Source organism: Lactiplantibacillus xiangfangensis (assembly GCF_001438845.1).
Taxonomy (GTDB): Bacteria; Bacillota; Bacilli; order Lactobacillales; family Lactobacillaceae; genus Lactiplantibacillus; species Lactiplantibacillus xiangfangensis.
This window is the reverse complement of the sequence record NZ_JQCL01000013.1, coordinates 21,803-37,119: the sequence shown is the minus strand read 5'-3', so window position 1 is coordinate 37,119 and position 15,317 is coordinate 21,803. Positions and strand designations below refer to the sequence as shown.

Sequence of the window (15,317 nt, the reverse complement as noted above, 5' to 3'; positions counted from 1 at the left end):
AGAGACCCTACACATTTGATTTGTCGAAACTTTGTTCAGTTTTCAAAGGTCTAATTGACTGCTTCGGTTTCCCTCATGCAGCTTAATCATCATAGCATTTAAAGCGCTTACCGTCAACAACTTTTTTTCAAGCTGTTCAACTTGGCTTCAAACGTTAAGTTGTCTTGTGACAACGAGAACAATCATACCAATTAACAAAATCATTGTCAACAACAATTTTTAATTAACCGGTCGTCGTCCGTTGCAACAACGTTTACTAATATACCAAGCTAATATGAAACTGTCAATGATTTTTTACGACGTTTTTCATAATTATGTAAAACCATCTGACTAAACACGCTCATTTCCACATAAAAAGGAACTGACCACTTCTGGGTCAGTTCCTGAAACTGCAGTCTTAATATGATTCACCAGACTAGGCATTAAATTCAGTTTTGACGTGCCGCTTAACCTGCGTAACTACTGGAAAAGCAATCAAGCCGCCCACAACACCTTGGATGAGGTTCGTTGGAATTCCAATCAGTCCCGTCGCAACGGTATACATAATGGAATCAGAAATAAAGTACCCCGTTACCATCACAACAACCGCTACCCCCAAAACGACGACTTGACGTCCCTTTCGTTGACCCGCACCGAATTGTCCAGCAATCCAGCCTTCCAACCCGTGTACGATTAACGAAAAGATCATATACTGCGAATATCCTAATAATAAGTCCAACAATAGCCCACTAGCGCCACCCACAATTGCACCACCACGCCGGCCAAACAATAACGCCGCAATAAAGATGCCCGCGTCACACAAGTTGATATAGCCGTGCGTCAGTGGAACTGGGATATGAAAAAACAAGGAAATCACGACCGTTGCTGCAATTAAGATTCCCAAAGTCGTGACTAGCCTCGTGGTAACCTTTTGATGCTGTTGTCCTGCCAAATGACTCATCCTCTCTAGTTTACCCCTTCACTACACCGTCCCCATCGATGGTTTTAATTCTACTACAAATTGTCATTAAAACATCAAAAAAGGCCGAACCGCCAAGGGTCCAGCCAATTAAACATTAGTCTTATTTAACACGTGCTAAGAAGTAACGCTTCTTCCCACGACGGACAATGACAAACTTACCGTCAAACGCTGCCGTTGGATCAATTTCAGCATCCAAGTCAGTAACCTTTTCACCATTAATCCGAATTGCACCATTTTGAATATCCTCACGTGCTTGACGCCGTGATGGTTCAAACTTAGTTGCATCCACTAACCACAAGACGATGTTTTGCTTTTCAGCAGTAACGTCTGCAGAAGGTACTCCTTTAAAGCCTTGTTCAATTTCATCGGCGTTTAAATTCTGAACATCCCCGGTAAATAGTGCCTTAGTGATGTTTTCAGCTTCCACAACGGCTTCTTTGCCATGGACAAATTCCGTAACTTCTTCAGCTAAGCGCCGTTGCGCTTCCCGTTTTTCAGGCGCAGTCTTCACCGTTTCAGCCAATCGATCAATCTCTTCATGACTTAAGAACGTAAAGTACTTGAGGTATTTGACCACGTCACGGTCATCTTGGTTAATCCAGAATTGGTAAAATTCGTAAGGTGACGTCCGTTCAGGGTTTAACCAAACGGCACCACCAGCCGTCTTACCAAACTTCGTACCATCAGCCTTCAATAGTAACGGAATCGTTAAACCATATGCCTTTGCGTCGTTACCTTCCAAACGGTGAATCAAGTCCGTTCCGGCCGTGATGTTGCCCCACTGGTCAGCACCACCAATTTGTAACTGAACGTGTTCTGAACGGTAAAGGTGTAAAAAGTCCACGGATTGAAGAATCTGGTAAGTAAATTCGGTGTATGAGATACCAACTTCCAAGCGACTAGCCACAACTTCTTTGTTCAACATGTTGTTCACACTGAACAACTTCCCGTAATCACGTAAAAAGTCTAGTAATGAAATCTTTGATAACCAGTCGTAGTTATTTACAATTGAGAAGTTTTTGTCAGAACCAAACAACTTGTGCATCTGAGCGTTCAGGCCGTCTTGGTTATGTTTAACTTGGTCCATCGTTTGTAGTTTCCGTTCGGAGTTCTTACCTGAAGGATCACCGATGGAACCAGTCCCACCACCAACAACCACGTATGGATGATGACCAGCTAACTGGAACCGTTTCAAAATCATAAAGGGAATCAAATGCCCAATATGCATACTATCACCAGTTGGATCAATCCCACAGTACAATGCAACTGACTGCTTTTCAGTTAGTTCTTTAAGACCAGCTTCATCAGTTTGTTGATTGATTGCGCCGCGCCACTTTAAATCGTCAATAATGTTCATGTGTTTTCCTCCTAAGTTAAGGTCCGAATAAAAACAAAAAACTCGTCCCTGTCTATACAACAGGGACGAGTTTTTCCGCGTTACCACCCAAGTTATCACGCTTAACGTGATCGCTCATTGATTGATAACGAAAATCATCCGGCCGATTGGCAGTTCACTTCATGTAATTCGTGTCTAACCACAGCTCGGTTCGCACCATCCACCGAGTCGCTTAACTGTTGGGTTAGCCACTACTAATTAAAGATCACTACTTTTAATTATTATCTAACATGATAAGCACTGCCACGCTAAAAGTCAATCCTGTTTTAAGGGATCAAAAAAGCTTAGGCCTAACACCTAAGCTACATTGATTGACTAGTTTTTGGCATCCGCTGCAATCTTAATGACCGTATTTGCTTGTTGGCCTTGAACTTGCGACACTTTGTCCGCTTTTTGCCACTTAACAGTGTTAGCTTGTCCTGATTGGCTTTGATTGTACACCGTGACCGCACCGTTCGTAACACTCTTATCCGTTAAATCTTGTTTTTGAATCTGATTATTTACTTGGTTGGCAAACTTAGCTGGATCTTTAGCAACGTCTTCCGTGTTAGCAATCGTTGTAACGGACCAATTGCCAGTATTCCAGTGAACGTAGATCCGGCCCATAGTTCCTTGAACCGTTGCCGTTTCACCATTATCCAACTTAACCGTATCACCCTGAGTCGCACCAAGATAGTTCACTTGATTCTTGGCGTCACTCTTGGTGTTATAGTCCGTATTCTTGTATGTAGCAGTAGTTGCGTTAGTGCCAGCCTTAACATACTTAACACTATAATTTGACTTAGTTCCGCTAGCGCTCTTCGCACTGACCGTTTGATTCGTAGCTTTTACATTCGTTGGTGCCGCCGTTTGACTCACCGAACTAACGTTATTAGAAGCTGCGTGCAACACGTGGTTCACTGATGGTACGGCAACTAAGCCTAACACCAGCGCACCGGTGGCAGTTGCGATACCTAATTTAACTTTGCGCTTAAAATCCATAAAAAATGTCCTCCCTATTTTTACAAACACTGAACAATGATGTTGCTTGTGCCCCTGTTCACCAGCAGTCCCCGGTATAGGTCAACTTATAATACCGTTTCCCGTACACGACCGCATTTATACTATAATATCAAAAAATATATGGCAATAGCTGAATTTATCAGAATTTGTGGCAACTAAGCTTACCAGAACAGTTAATCTATTCATGATTATTTTAATATTTATATACTCTTTTATCATAAACGCTTTTTTTCTGAAAAACGACTTCAATTCGATTGCAATTAAGTTACAGCTTGTTAACAAATTCCCATTGCAACCAAAAAAATCTGGAAGTCAGACACAAAAAGGTCGTTCAGAAACATTTAACATTTCTGAACGACCTTTTCACTTTGTTTTTTCGTTTAATGGTTCAAAGTTAACACAATGGCTTGCTGACCCATCTGCTTGTAGGCAGCCTGGAAGTCTTGCCAATCAACGGCCTGCTGTTTTTCACCATAAGGATTATTGATGTAGATTTTTTGCTTTGCACGATTAAAGCCAACAATGACAACGCTATGTACGTCATATGTAACCTTGACTGAGCCTTGTGGTGTCTGCCAGTTTTCCATTGAACTAACCGGCGCAAACGCAACCGTCGTAACCGTCCAAACCGGGCGGCCAGCTTCCAACTGTTTAATCACAGCATCAAAACTAGCTCCGCTCAGATCCTTAACGTGACTCGTTTGCGTCTTAGCAACCTTATAAATAGGGCCATGGTAAACGCCCAGACCAGGGTCATTACCATTGATATCCCCAACAAACCCATAATTCGGATTACCGTGTTGCCCGTTATCATAAGTAATGGGCACACTTGTCAAATGGTCCGCTAGCTGATTTTTAGTCACATTAATGTGGTAGTAGTTCATCATCATCGCTAGCGACGTCACTTCACAACCATTATACAAACTCGGTGCCGTCATCTGATTAACTAGCGGCACGTCGAGCATGACCTGATTAACTTTCTTTTGTGGCTGCGCTTTTGCAGTCGGTTTAGCCGATGACCGGTTAGCAAAAGATGCGTCGATCCAGTCCGACCCCTGCGTAATTGTAAAGCCAATGACCCCAAAAAGTACCACAACAATAAGGATCAACGACCATGGTCGTCGTTGCCGTCTCTTTAAATGTCTTGGCATTCACTTTCCACCCGTTTCCTTGTTTAAAATATTGAACAATAAAGTTCTAACAGTCAATGCGTATCATACCATGAACTAATTAATAAAAACACCTTTAGAATCTTAGCTTTTTTAAGTATTAAGCTGCTCTGACATAATTAAAAAAACACCATTTTCATTCCTGCTTACTGCGCCTAGCAGGAACCAATTTTTAGGGCTAAATCATTCCTATCGTTATTTTTTGTATTTAATTTGATAATCTTCTAGAATCGAGGTGCACAGTTATAATTTTAAAAAATCTGTGCCCGTATCTGTTAACCAAACATTATTAATTGTCCAGTTCCTACTTTTTCCGTCTAAATTAAAAATTTCTTTCATAATAATTAGAATTTGTTTTATGATAGTAATGTCAATTAACAAACTGTTTTTTGGCTATTATTATTCCTTACGAGGTGAATCTTTTGCAGATACTGATTTACATCTTATCGCTATTTTCCGGCACGTACGAAATGCTGATTTTAATGCTAGCCTTCCGTGAATTTCTGACTTGGCGAATTGCCACTGTCTGGACGGGTCTGGTGATCTTTGGCGCTGTTTTTGCTCAAGTCGCAACGACCCTTTTTCCACACGTTCCACTCGTCTTTTTCTGGATTGTCCCAATCACGATCTTTAATACGGTCATGTGTACCCGCCTGCTTTATACTAAGTGGATTTTAACGCTACCCATCGTGGTCTTTTTAAATGCACTGAAACGCTTAGTTGGCGGACTTTCCGGCAGTTTAGTCAAAGTCATTATGGGGTCTAGTCTCGAAATGCGCTTGCGGCAAGCCCTTAGCCTAAAGATCTTTGCGGCTAACCTGGACTTGTTTTACGCCGTCGCACTCAGTTTGCCATTCATCATTTTGATTGGCTTGTGGGCTCACCACTTAGTTATTCGCTCCGCCGCAGCTGATTTCTTTCAGCACGCTAAAATTGACCGCAGCGACTACTTACTGGTGCTCCTCTGCTACGGGCTCTACATTCTGGCGTACGCTTATGCCATGGAACTATCCGTCGTCTCCCAAATGTACGTTGCCGTGGCTTCCAGCATCATCTTTGGTATCGTCAGTTTCTACTTAGTTAGTAGTAAAAACAGCCGGCTATCCGATGCTCAGCTACTCGGCGAAGTTTCTCAATATAACATCCTCCTCAGTCACCGCAATCAAGAACTACACCTTTTCAAACACGATTATCAAAACGTTTTGCTCAGCCTATCGCAATATATCCAAAAAGACGATATGGCTGGCTTAAAACATTACTTTGAACGCGAAGTCCTACCAAACGATCAAAAATTAGCGACAAGTGCGCCTGAACAATTACGCTACCTACACGCCCCGGCACTCAGCGGTTTGATCTATTCGAAGTACGAATCCGCAGCAAGTCTCGGCGTCACCCTATCAATTTCACTCCTGCAAACCGTTGACCTTCCGGAAACGGACCAGGTCAAGCTTGTTCGAATTTTGGGTAACTTACTGGACAATGCCATTGACGCCGCTATTAAAGTTGATCATCAAGTTCATTTAGCCATTGAGACAACGGCGGCGGCCGTAACCTTTAGAATTCAAAATAAATTTCCGGCTAACGATACCGTTGACTTAGATCGCATCTCCAAAAGTCGCTTCACGACTAAGCCTGGACACTTAGGTTACGGACTGACTAGCATTGAACAGTTAGCAAATAAACAGCTCAACGTCACTTATAAAATCAAGGATGACACGTTTTTGGCCTGCTTAAATGTGAAACGTTAAACAATTTTTAGAAATTTTTGTTTGATAAAAGCGGTTTCTTTACTACAATGATAGTAATAAGACTTCATATTCTGAAAGGAACTGACCGCCATGTCTTTATCTGATGAGCAAATGGATAAGCACCTCCAATCCGCTATGTTTGGTACTCCGGTACTGCATCCAGACGAACAGCACCGTAATTTGGGAACGTTTCACGAACGCATCGACCTGGGCGCCACGTTTACCCAAGCACTGACCCGTGATTATTCTGCCGCATTTCAAACAGAAATGACGGCCCACCCCGACTATCAACTACTACTACACGGCCTTTTGGATCAAGACATTCTCAACCGTTACGTTCGACTTGCCAACCAGCAAAATATTAAGTTTGCCATTCGCAATGACCTGATGTATCAGCACACACCGGATAGTCTCGCCATCGCGTTGGCTGCTAAAACTGCGATTACCCCAGACACGATCAACATCGATGTCCGCTTTCCGGAAATTGCGACACCTTGCAAATCAACCGCTGCACACGAACTGCTGATTGAAAAAATCCACAAGCATTTGGAACGTAACCGGCGCGAATTCCGCGAACGACACCACCTAGCTAACTAATCAACTAAACCTAAAAAGAGTGGACCAAAATGCGGTTAATTTGCGAGCATTAACGTGAAAGCAGTGATTATTCCTGGGTTTTGGAATAGTCACTGCTTTCGGGTTAAGCGGAACAAATTGCCTTTTGGACCACGTTTCGACCATAACAGTAGGAAAAGCCAACCAGAATTTTTTTCTGATTGGCTTTTTGAGTTTTGTCCCAGCCCCTTTTTTGGTTTAATCATAAAAGTTCTAGAACAGTTGCCACACACTAATGACCAATGGTGGAATTAACAGCGCTGGCAATAAATTCAACGTATTGATCTGCTTAATCTTCAGTAGCCCTAACCCCGATGCCAGAATTAAGATACCCCCAACAATGGTAATCTCATTTAAAATAGCCGTACTTAACGCGCCCTGCAATACGAGCGCCAACACGTACAGTGAGCCTTGCCAGATAAATAGAACCCCCGCAGCGATTGCAATTCCAAACCCAAACGTTGACGCCAGTACGATCGACGTAATTCCGTCCAACATCCCGTTCGTAAATAAGAACGTATAATCATGTTTAAGTGCGGCTTCAATGGGTCCTAAAATTGATAAGGACCCGATACAATACAGTAGTACCGCTGTCGCCAAGCCTTCCGATAAGTTGCCGCTTGAAAACCGGCCCACAAGGCGGTCAAAACGGCCTTGTAAATCTAACGCCTGCCCAATGAGCCCGCCCAGCGCCAAACTAACAATGAACAAGACCGGATACTTACTTTGCGGCATGCGCTGCACCACCGCATTAATCCCAATCATACAGGCGGCCAGTCCCAGTGCTTGCATTAAAATCTCGTGGTACGCTGGTTTGATTCCGTGCTTAAATAAGCTTCCAATCGTGCAACCAACTAAAATCATCCCAACGTTAAAAATTGTTCCTATCATCACTTCACCCCATCAGAATTTATACACCATTATAAAGTCTCAAGTAGCTTGAGAGTCAACCGTAATCCCGTAATCAATCAGTGGTAACCGGAATAACTTACAAGTAGCTAATTTATTGGCTTAGGATACAACCGACACTAATCCTTAAATTTAAGCTTCTTTAGCTTGTGACAAAAATGAGTCCGAGCTATTAGGCCCAGACTCATTCTTTCTATTTAGCCGCACTAGTTGCGTGTCCCGAACGGACCTCTGCCAAGTAGCGCTCACTTTGTGGCTCATCAAATTCATGTTCTGATTTACCAATAATTACCGCGGCTAGTGAATTACCAACCACGTTGACCACGGTCCGGCCCATATCAACCAACCGATCAATTCCGGCAATAAAGGCTAGCCCTTGTACGGGAACCCCAATGGTCGAGATAGTGGCTAACAAGACCACAAACGAGGCACCGGGTACGCCCGCAATCCCCTTTGACGTAATCATTAAGACGATCAATAACGTAATTTGTTGACTCAATGACAAGTGGATCCCGTACGCTTGCGCCAAGAATAACGCGGCCAATGATTGGTAAATAGCTGAACCATCCAGGTTAAACGTGTAACCAGTCGGAATCACGAAGGACACGATGCCTTCACTGACACCGAACTTGCCCATTTTATCGATAATCCGTGGTAGGGCCGCTTCCGAACTCGCCGTTGAAAAGCCCAACACCATTTCATCACGAATCACTCGTAACAAGTGCCAGATGTTCAAACCAAACAAACGCGCAGCAATCCCCATAACAACGACAATAAAAATGGCCATCGTGATATACGCTAGAATAATGAAGTAGCCCAACGGTGCCAAGGCTTTTAACCCCATTTGTGCGACCGTAACCCCAATCAGTGCACAGACGCCAATCGGTGCCGTATGCATGACCCAATTTGTCACTTTAAACATTGCTTCGGCAACGGCATTCATGAAGTTCAAAATAATCTTACCCTGCTCACCAATCGCGGCGGTCCCCAGGCCGAAGAACACGGCAAAGAAGATGACCGGAATCATATCGCCCGCAGACAACGACTTGAAGACGTTCGTTGGGATAATGCCCATGATAGTTGACCAGACCCCGTTATGGGAAACCGTCTTGGCGGTTTGGACGTACTGACTAATATTAGAAGCGTGTAACTGATGAATATTGATGTAATCTCCGGGGTGGAAAATATTACCCATCAATAGTCCTAAAGCAATCGCAATCGTCGTCATCACTTCAAAGTAGATGATGGTTTTACCACCGATTCGACCCAATTTCTTTAAATCACCCATGTTGGCGATCCCGGTAATCAGGCACGCCACCACGATTGGTAATACGATCATTTGAATCAGACTAATAAACATCGTCCCAATATTTTGCATCGCCGTAATGGCCGTTTGGTTACCGTAAAAGATGACACCTAACACGATCCCCAAAACTAGCCCAATCAGGATTTGCCATCCTAAACTCAACCGAAATCGGTGATACCGTTTCATCTGTGTTTCTGTTTTCAAAACCCATTCGCCCCGTTCTAATTACTGAATATTTTCACTAATTTTGTGCAACAATATTAACATTTTAGCACAATCATTAATTAAATGAGAGCCTAATTAGAATTCACTAATGTAAAAAAACGTTTCCACCCAATAACTGCCGGTGGAAACGTCCTGATCTTAATTATTTAGCTTTTTTCTTATCAGCTGTTAAGCGGTTATAAACCGTCGCACTGACCCAGTCAGCGGTCCACATCCATAAAACGTGGCCAAGGGCTTCCGAAACGTGCTCCGTTGCGGGTTGATCCTTAGCTGCGGGAATGGTCCCCAGTGCCGGTAAAATCACCTGATGAAACGCACTGAAAATGCCGAGCCCAAATAAAGCACTGCTCCCCGCTTTGGCCTTCGGATGCTTCCGGGCCCACAAACTATATGCAACGGCAAAGGTTGTCGAAAAACCAAAGTGCATCATGTAACTAACTACCGGTAAGTCATGCCCTGAATACGAATAAGTCGCATGGGTCACGCTTGCAGGAACCCCCACTTGCTGAAGGAGTTGCTGTGGTGGATTGGTTTGATCCCGTTCAGGTGTCCGCGGTGGCAAGATATTCTCCCAGCCCAACTTAACTAATCCCGAGATAATTCCGCCAGTAACGCCCGCAATCATGGCCGCACGGTGGTTAAAACACTTTTTAGTCATCAATAAAACCTGCCTCTCTATTCAATAACTTCATCATACCAGCCTTCCTGATAAGTTCGTAATAATTAAGCTCAAATTATCAATTAATAAATAAAAATTTGAATTTTAGAATTAAGCGTGTTATGCTTCTGATATTCATTTATCACTTGATAAACCAAATTGGAAGAAGGTTCGTAGCATGTATCTAGGATTAAAGGAAATGTGGCACGAAAAGCTCCGCTACAGTCTACTGAGCGGGGTTCTGTTACTGATTGCCCTCGTCGTTTTCATGTTAGCGGGATTAGCGAATGGTCTTTCTAACGGGAACCGGCAAGCCGTCGATCAGTGGCACGCAACCACCGTCTACCTGAATAAGAATGCCAACCAAACGTTATCAGCCTCACAATTAACGTTGGCCGATAAAAAGCATATTGACGGTAACACGGTTGCGCCCCTGTCAAACTTGTCCGGAACGTTGCGGACAAGCACCAACCACTTAAAAACAACGGCTAGCGCATTCGGGACTAGCCGTAACAGCTTCTTGATGCCCACTGTTATTAGCGGCCATAAAATCAATGGTAAAAACCAGTTATTAATTTCGGCAACGCTCAAGGACAAAGGCTACCACGTTGGTCAAAAGGTCCGCATCGGGACAACGAAACGAACCGTTAAAATCGTGGGGACTTACGCCAGCAGTACTTACAGTATTGCGCCGACCGTCTACACGGATACGTCAACGCTGAACCGCTTAAAAGACAGTCCCATTACGACTGGTAAGCAACAACCAATCAACGCATTCGTGACAAAAAAGAGTCAGTTCAAGACAGCGCACCACGGCAACTTACAACGATTGAGTATCGCCACTTTTATTGAGAACCTTCCGGGGTACAGTGCTGAACAACTCACGTTAAATACCATGATTTACTTCCTATTCGTGATTGCCTTAGCAGTCATCGGGATTTTCATGTTCGTCTTGACCCTTCAGAAACAGGCTTTATTTGGCGTTTTGAAAGTCCAAGGCATTGGAACCAGCCACATCATCGCCGCACTACTCAGTCAAAGTGTCGTCATGGCGCTGATTGGCATCGGCTTAGGCCTCGCCATCACCGTTGGCTTAGCGCAAATCATGCCGGCCGGATTGCCGTTCGTAATCAACTGGCAAGCCTTTGGCATCTATAGCTTGGCGTTATTAGGTGCAGCGGTCGTTGGCGCTTTGCTTTCATGGCGAACCGTTGCCAAAATCGATCCCGTTGTTGCCATCGGATAAGGAGGACTCAATATGTCAACTAGCGTTTTAGAATTACAACATATCAATAAAGAATTTGGCCATGGTCATACTGCGGTCACCGCACTTGCTGACGCCAACTTTCGGGTCAACGCCGGGGAATTTGTAGCTATCATTGGGCCTTCCGGTTCTGGAAAGAGTACCTTTTTAACCATTGCGGCCGGGCTACAAACCCCGACTAGCGGCAAAGTTCTTCTCAACGGGCAAGCCTTGACACAACAGAGTGAGAAGCAACGCTTGGCCTACCGTTTTAATGAAATTGGCTTCATTCTTCAAAGTTCCAACTTGATTCCCTTTTTAACCGTCACTGAGCAGTTCAAACTGGTCGACAAAATGGCCCGCCGCACCTTTCAAAAATCCGCAACCTTAAAGTTGCTCGATGAACTGGCCTTAAGCGACGTTAAGGATGCTTATCCTAACGAACTGTCCGGTGGTGAACGCCAGCGGGTGGCCATTGCACGGGCGCTTTACAATAACCCGAGTGTGATTCTTGCCGATGAACCAACCGCTAGTCTGGATACCCCCCGTTCAATCGACGTCGTTAAACGATTAGCTGACGAAGCGCATCACCACAATAAAGCCATCGTCATGGTCACCCATGATCAGCGTCTAATTAGTAATTGTGACGTCGTTTATCGCATTGAAGACGGTAAGATGACCCGAACCGATTAACGGGACTTTTGATTCTCATCATAGAAAAACAACAAGCGTGTCTTTTGTCACCCATTTCAACTATCAGTATTTGGCATTACAAAACTCAAAAAAACCGTTTGTTCCGCTTAACCCAAAATCAGCGACCATTCCAATCCTAGGAATAGTCGCTGATTTTATGTTAATGCTCACAAACTAACCGCCTTTGGCCCACTCTTTACTCAGCAATCTTATCACTGTCAGCGGGCGTGCGAAGCGCCATCAAAATTAGTTCAATCACCGTAAACACCATTGATAACGGCGGCCAGACAAAGATAATCATAAGAGCCACGATTGCCGCGATCACCCAGAAAAAAACGTTGGCATGAATGCGATAAGCCGGCATCGCTTGAATCTTCGCCGTAATTTTAGGATGATCGGCCACATTAGCCTGTGCAATTGCACGTGAGAGTACCGCGTAGGCAATTGTCCATAAAATAAAGATAATGAAATAGAATAATTCTGGTTGCGGCTGATCAATAAATTTTCCAGCCCAAGCCGTCGACACTGGTAGTAACGACATCGTGAGAATCCAAAAGTTGTTCAGCCAATAAATCCGTTTCGTGATATGTTTCGTTAGCGTCAGCATATAATGGTGGTTATACCACGCCACGCCAATAAACAGGAAACTAATCAAGTACGCAATCAAATAGCTCCCATTCTCCGCCAAGGCCGCAAATGTCGGCTCATTTGGCACGTCAAACTCCAATACCATAATCGTCAATACAATGGCCACCACAGCATCAGTAAACGCTTCGACCCGTCCTTTATTCATCTTGCCAACCCCTTAATTCAGTAATCTGATTAACTAAGTTAAATATACCACTCGCCAACGTTTGGCCAAATAAAATAGTGCCCTGAACAGAATGTGATCATTCTATCAGGGCACTATTTTAACTGACTAATCCTGCGCATACTTTTTAATACTCTCAACCAGTACCGCGGTCGCACCAACGCCGGCACGCTGATCATAGTACTGGATGAACCGGTCATCGGCTACGTACATATCAGCTAAACCGCGGTGCATTGTCGCCGTGTAATGGGGCCACGCAAAGCTGAGCCACTGCCGGTGAAGCTGATACACCTGCCGTGCTAATCCATCATCCAACGTCGGTTGCTTTAACAATACGGCTAAATCGGTCACCAACTCGGCTTCAATGGCTTGCATGCGCTGATAATCGGTCGCACTCAAATTTGCGTACTTGGTCTGAGACTGTTTGATTATTGGTTCATCGTACCGTTCTCGGAGTTCATCCCCGTACTGTTCCTCATTTTGAGCTAACTGAGCCGCTTTAAACACCTTAAACTTCGCTTCATCATTATTCATCGTTGTTTCCTCCTGCTGAGTTCGAATCGTCGTCTGCACCAGGGTCAACAATTGATCTAAATGTTTCCGCTGTTGCAATAACGCTTGATATTGCTGTTGAAGGCTGACGACCTGCTGATCAGTAGTTTGCGCCAATAACTTTTGAATCTCCGCTAGCGGCAATTGCATGGCGCGGTACAAACAAATTTGTTGTAGTCGGTTCACTTGGTCATTTTCGTAGTACCGGTACCCATTGTCCCCGACCCAAGCTGGTTTTAATAATCCAATCTGGTCATAGTAGCGCAACGTCCGCACACTGACACCCGCCAAATCAGCGAGTTGTTTTGTCTGATAAGTCATGGTCACCCTTCCTTTCAACATTACTTAGCATAAGGGGTGACGCCACGTCAGGGTCAAGCGGTTGATTCCAATTAATTAATTTTTAGTCGTGACGCCTTATTGCAACTCAAAAATGGCATTTCAGAAAGTTTACCACGTCTGAAATGCCATTTGAAATTATTCAGTTAGTTCGCCTGTGGTAACCGAGACCGAAGTATCCGGTAAACAAGCGCTACGACGTAAACCGTAATGAACCGGTCCAGGTAGTCGGTCGCGATTTGAATCAGAAAGACCGCTGCTACCTTGCTCATCCCGGTACCAAGCAACACCTGGACAAGCATGCTAGAACCCGATGACGTAATTCCATGGAATAAAATCACCGTAATTAGCGTGCTGACCACGGTCCCCGGAAGTGAAATGGCCAACGCCATCCACCAGTTGGACCGCCAAGTTCCCGGTTTAAACCGCCGGTATAACAATCCAGCGACGCACCCAGTCAAAAGTTGAACGGGCATAAAGAATAAGGCGTATAGGTCGGTGATTCCAGCCAACAGTGCGGACGCACCCCCGACTAGCATCCCGCCTAGTGGACCAAAAACGGCCGCGGCCAAAACGGTCCCAATTGAATCTAAATAAATCGGAAGTTTCAGCATAAGGGCGATATTGGCCCCAACCACGTTTAACGCAATGCATAACGCTAATAACGTCAGGGTCCGCGTCTTTATTTTGTGCATGGCGCCACCCCAAGTTGTTGTAGGACCCGCGTTAAATCAGGGTCAGTTGCACCCGCGACCCGCTTTAAAAACAGGCGCCAGAATGCTTCAACGTCAACGGTCGTCATGATTTGGCTGTTGGCGGGCTCATGCCAAAAGTCATGGGCATCTACAATGGATTGTCCACGGGCGACCCCGTCTACGGCCACCGTTGTGAAACTTTCAAAGCCGTGCAAAATTTCAGGATCGATAAACGCAGCCACGGCCAACGGATCATTGATCACGCAACCAATCACCCGTTCATACTGCCAGTGAAAATCAAAGTAGAAGCGGGTGATTTTTTTGATCAGCGCCCCCATTTGAGGATTAATGTCTTGAATATATTCTAATAGACTGGGCGTGAGCACAATTTTACGGGTCACGTCTAAGCCAACCATTTGAATTGGCACCGGCATCTGATCAAAGACCAGCTGTGCGGCGTCCGGATCACACCAGAAATTGTATTCCGCTACCGGTGAACAATTACCGTGACTTAAGTAACTACCGCCCATCAGGGTAAACCGATCCACTTGTTCAAACAACTGCGGATCACGTTGCAATACCTGCGCGATATTGGTCAGAGGTCCCAGTGCCAAGATGGACGTTGTCGGATCTGTAGCGAGGGTATCCGCAATGAACTGAACGGCATCTTGTGCCGGCCCTACCGCGGTAACTTCGGGGAGGTGACTATTGCCCAGGCCGTCGTCACCGTGCGTATCCTGCGCGCTCGTGTAAGCCACTTTTAATGGCCGATTGGCGCCTAGGTAAACCGGAATATCCAACCGATCAACCAAATCGAGCATTTTCAGCGCATTTTGCGCGCCAATGTGGGTCGGAACGTTACCACAAACAGTCGTGATTCCCACCACGTTTAATTCTGGTGAATTCAGCGCTAACAAAAGCGCCAAACTATCATCAATGCCCGGATCACAGTCAATGATGACGTTACGAGTTGCATTCATTTTCTTACCTCCGAT

Annotated in this window: 15 protein-coding genes and 1 other annotated feature; of the genes, 4 read left to right on the top strand and 11 right to left on the bottom strand. The window is 44.8% G+C overall.

Annotated features, from left to right (window positions below):
• Positions 1-415: 415 nt before the first annotated feature.
• From IV64_RS01675 to IV64_RS01660, 4 genes are all read right to left on the bottom strand, one after another.
• Positions 416-931 carry an ECF transporter S component gene (locus IV64_RS01675; RefSeq protein ID WP_237757293.1) on the bottom strand — a complete coding sequence of 172 codons (516 nt, stop codon included), beginning with the start codon at positions 929-931 and terminating at the stop codon, positions 416-418.
• A 130-nt stretch (positions 932-1,061) separates the two neighbouring features.
• Complete coding sequence (gene tyrS, locus IV64_RS01670; RefSeq protein ID WP_057705428.1) at positions 1,062-2,318, bottom strand: tyrosine--tRNA ligase; 1,257 nt, start codon at positions 2,316-2,318, stop codon at positions 1,062-1,064.
• 58 nt (positions 2,319-2,376) lie between these two features.
• Positions 2,377-2,575, bottom strand: a binding site (T-box leader).
• Between the two features lie 97 nt (positions 2,576-2,672).
• A complete protein-coding gene (locus IV64_RS01665) occupies positions 2,673-3,338 on the bottom strand; it encodes a hypothetical protein (RefSeq protein ID WP_057705427.1) in 666 nt (221 codons plus the stop codon).
• Positions 3,339-3,739: 401 nt separating this feature from the next.
• Positions 3,740-4,510, bottom strand: coding sequence for a C39 family peptidase (locus IV64_RS01660; RefSeq protein WP_057705426.1), 771 nt, complete (start codon positions 4,508-4,510; stop codon positions 3,740-3,742).
• Between the two features lie 440 nt (positions 4,511-4,950).
• Here IV64_RS01660 and IV64_RS01655 point away from each other — a divergent pair, with 440 nt between their 5' ends.
• Positions 4,951-6,276, top strand: coding sequence for a sensor histidine kinase (locus IV64_RS01655; protein WP_237757292.1), 1,326 nt, complete (start codon positions 4,951-4,953; stop codon positions 6,274-6,276).
• A 90-nt stretch (positions 6,277-6,366) separates the two neighbouring features.
• The gene (locus IV64_RS01650; RefSeq protein WP_057705425.1) at positions 6,367-6,873 is read left to right on the top strand and encodes a YueI family protein; all 507 of its coding nucleotides are present in this window, start codon (positions 6,367-6,369) and stop codon (positions 6,871-6,873) included.
• Positions 6,874-7,104: 231 nt separating this feature from the next.
• Here the strand turns inward: IV64_RS01650 and IV64_RS01645 are convergent, their stop codons facing one another.
• From IV64_RS01645 to IV64_RS01635, 3 genes are all read right to left on the bottom strand, one after another.
• Positions 7,105-7,782, bottom strand: coding sequence for a DUF554 domain-containing protein (locus IV64_RS01645; protein ID WP_057705424.1), 678 nt, complete (start codon positions 7,780-7,782; stop codon positions 7,105-7,107).
• Positions 7,783-7,993: 211 nt separating this feature from the next.
• Positions 7,994-9,292 carry a cation:dicarboxylate symporter family transporter gene (locus IV64_RS01640; RefSeq protein WP_057705432.1) on the bottom strand — a complete coding sequence of 433 codons (1,299 nt, stop codon included), beginning with the start codon at positions 9,290-9,292 and terminating at the stop codon, positions 7,994-7,996.
• A 181-nt stretch (positions 9,293-9,473) separates the two neighbouring features.
• Positions 9,474-9,989 carry a YagU family protein gene (locus tag IV64_RS01635; RefSeq protein ID WP_057705423.1) on the bottom strand — a complete coding sequence of 172 codons (516 nt, stop codon included), beginning with the start codon at positions 9,987-9,989 and terminating at the stop codon, positions 9,474-9,476.
• A 178-nt stretch (positions 9,990-10,167) separates the two neighbouring features.
• Between IV64_RS01635 and IV64_RS01630 the strand changes: the two genes are divergently transcribed.
• Together IV64_RS01630 and IV64_RS01625 are read left to right on the top strand one after the other, a co-directional pair.
• Complete coding sequence (locus IV64_RS01630; protein WP_057705422.1) at positions 10,168-11,235, top strand: ABC transporter permease; 1,068 nt, start codon at positions 10,168-10,170, stop codon at positions 11,233-11,235.
• A gap of 12 nt (positions 11,236-11,247) precedes the next feature.
• Positions 11,248-11,925, top strand: coding sequence for an ABC transporter ATP-binding protein (locus IV64_RS01625; protein ID WP_057705421.1), 678 nt, complete (start codon positions 11,248-11,250; stop codon positions 11,923-11,925).
• A 196-nt stretch (positions 11,926-12,121) separates the two neighbouring features.
• Here the strand turns inward: IV64_RS01625 and IV64_RS01620 are convergent, their stop codons facing one another.
• The 4 genes from IV64_RS01620 to IV64_RS01605 all read right to left on the bottom strand — a co-directional run bounded on the left by IV64_RS01620 (position 12,122) and on the right by IV64_RS01605 (position 15,302).
• A complete protein-coding gene (locus tag IV64_RS01620) occupies positions 12,122-12,718 on the bottom strand; it encodes a TMEM175 family protein (RefSeq protein ID WP_083491533.1) in 597 nt (198 codons plus the stop codon).
• A 126-nt stretch (positions 12,719-12,844) separates the two neighbouring features.
• A complete protein-coding gene (locus tag IV64_RS01615) occupies positions 12,845-13,609 on the bottom strand; it encodes a MerR family transcriptional regulator (RefSeq protein ID WP_057705420.1) in 765 nt (254 codons plus the stop codon).
• 164 nt (positions 13,610-13,773) lie between these two features.
• Positions 13,774-14,322 carry an ECF transporter S component gene (locus IV64_RS01610; protein WP_057705419.1) on the bottom strand — a complete coding sequence of 183 codons (549 nt, stop codon included), beginning with the start codon at positions 14,320-14,322 and terminating at the stop codon, positions 13,774-13,776.
• A complete protein-coding gene (locus IV64_RS01605) occupies positions 14,310-15,302 on the bottom strand; it encodes a nucleoside hydrolase (protein WP_057705418.1) in 993 nt (330 codons plus the stop codon). Before IV64_RS01605 ends, IV64_RS01610 begins: the two co-directional genes overlap by 13 nt.
• Positions 15,303-15,317 lie beyond the last annotated feature (15 nt).

What these genes read in the sequence shown, in the direction of transcription:
- tyrS (WP_057705428.1), bottom strand. Translation starts at nt 2,318, where the DNA reads ATGAACATTATTGACGATTTAAAGTGGCGCGGCGCAATCAATCAACAA.
- IV64_RS01665 (WP_057705427.1), bottom strand. Translation starts at nt 3,338, where the DNA reads ATGGATTTTAAGCGCAAAGTTAAATTAGGTATCGCAACTGCCACCGGT.
- IV64_RS01660 (WP_057705426.1), bottom strand. Translation starts at nt 4,510, where the DNA reads ATGCCAAGACATTTAAAGAGACGGCAACGACGACCATGGTCGTTGATC.
- IV64_RS01650 (WP_057705425.1), top strand. Translation starts at nt 6,367, where the DNA reads ATGTCTTTATCTGATGAGCAAATGGATAAGCACCTCCAATCCGCTATG.
- IV64_RS01645 (WP_057705424.1), bottom strand. Translation starts at nt 7,782, where the DNA reads ATGATAGGAACAATTTTTAACGTTGGGATGATTTTAGTTGGTTGCACG.
- IV64_RS01640 (WP_057705432.1), bottom strand. Translation starts at nt 9,292, where the DNA reads ATGAAACGGTATCACCGATTTCGGTTGAGTTTAGGATGGCAAATCCTG.
- IV64_RS01635 (WP_057705423.1), bottom strand. Translation starts at nt 9,989, where the DNA reads ATGACTAAAAAGTGTTTTAACCACCGTGCGGCCATGATTGCGGGCGTT.
- IV64_RS01630 (WP_057705422.1), top strand. Translation starts at nt 10,168, where the DNA reads ATGTATCTAGGATTAAAGGAAATGTGGCACGAAAAGCTCCGCTACAGT.
- IV64_RS01625 (WP_057705421.1), top strand. Translation starts at nt 11,248, where the DNA reads ATGTCAACTAGCGTTTTAGAATTACAACATATCAATAAAGAATTTGGC.
- IV64_RS01620 (WP_083491533.1), bottom strand. Translation starts at nt 12,718, where the DNA reads ATGAATAAAGGACGGGTCGAAGCGTTTACTGATGCTGTGGTGGCCATT.
- IV64_RS01615 (WP_057705420.1), bottom strand. Translation starts at nt 13,609, where the DNA reads ATGACTTATCAGACAAAACAACTCGCTGATTTGGCGGGTGTCAGTGTG.
- IV64_RS01610 (WP_057705419.1), bottom strand. Translation starts at nt 14,322, where the DNA reads ATGCACAAAATAAAGACGCGGACCCTGACGTTATTAGCGTTATGCATT.
- IV64_RS01605 (WP_057705418.1), bottom strand. Translation starts at nt 15,302, where the DNA reads ATGAATGCAACTCGTAACGTCATCATTGACTGTGATCCGGGCATTGAT.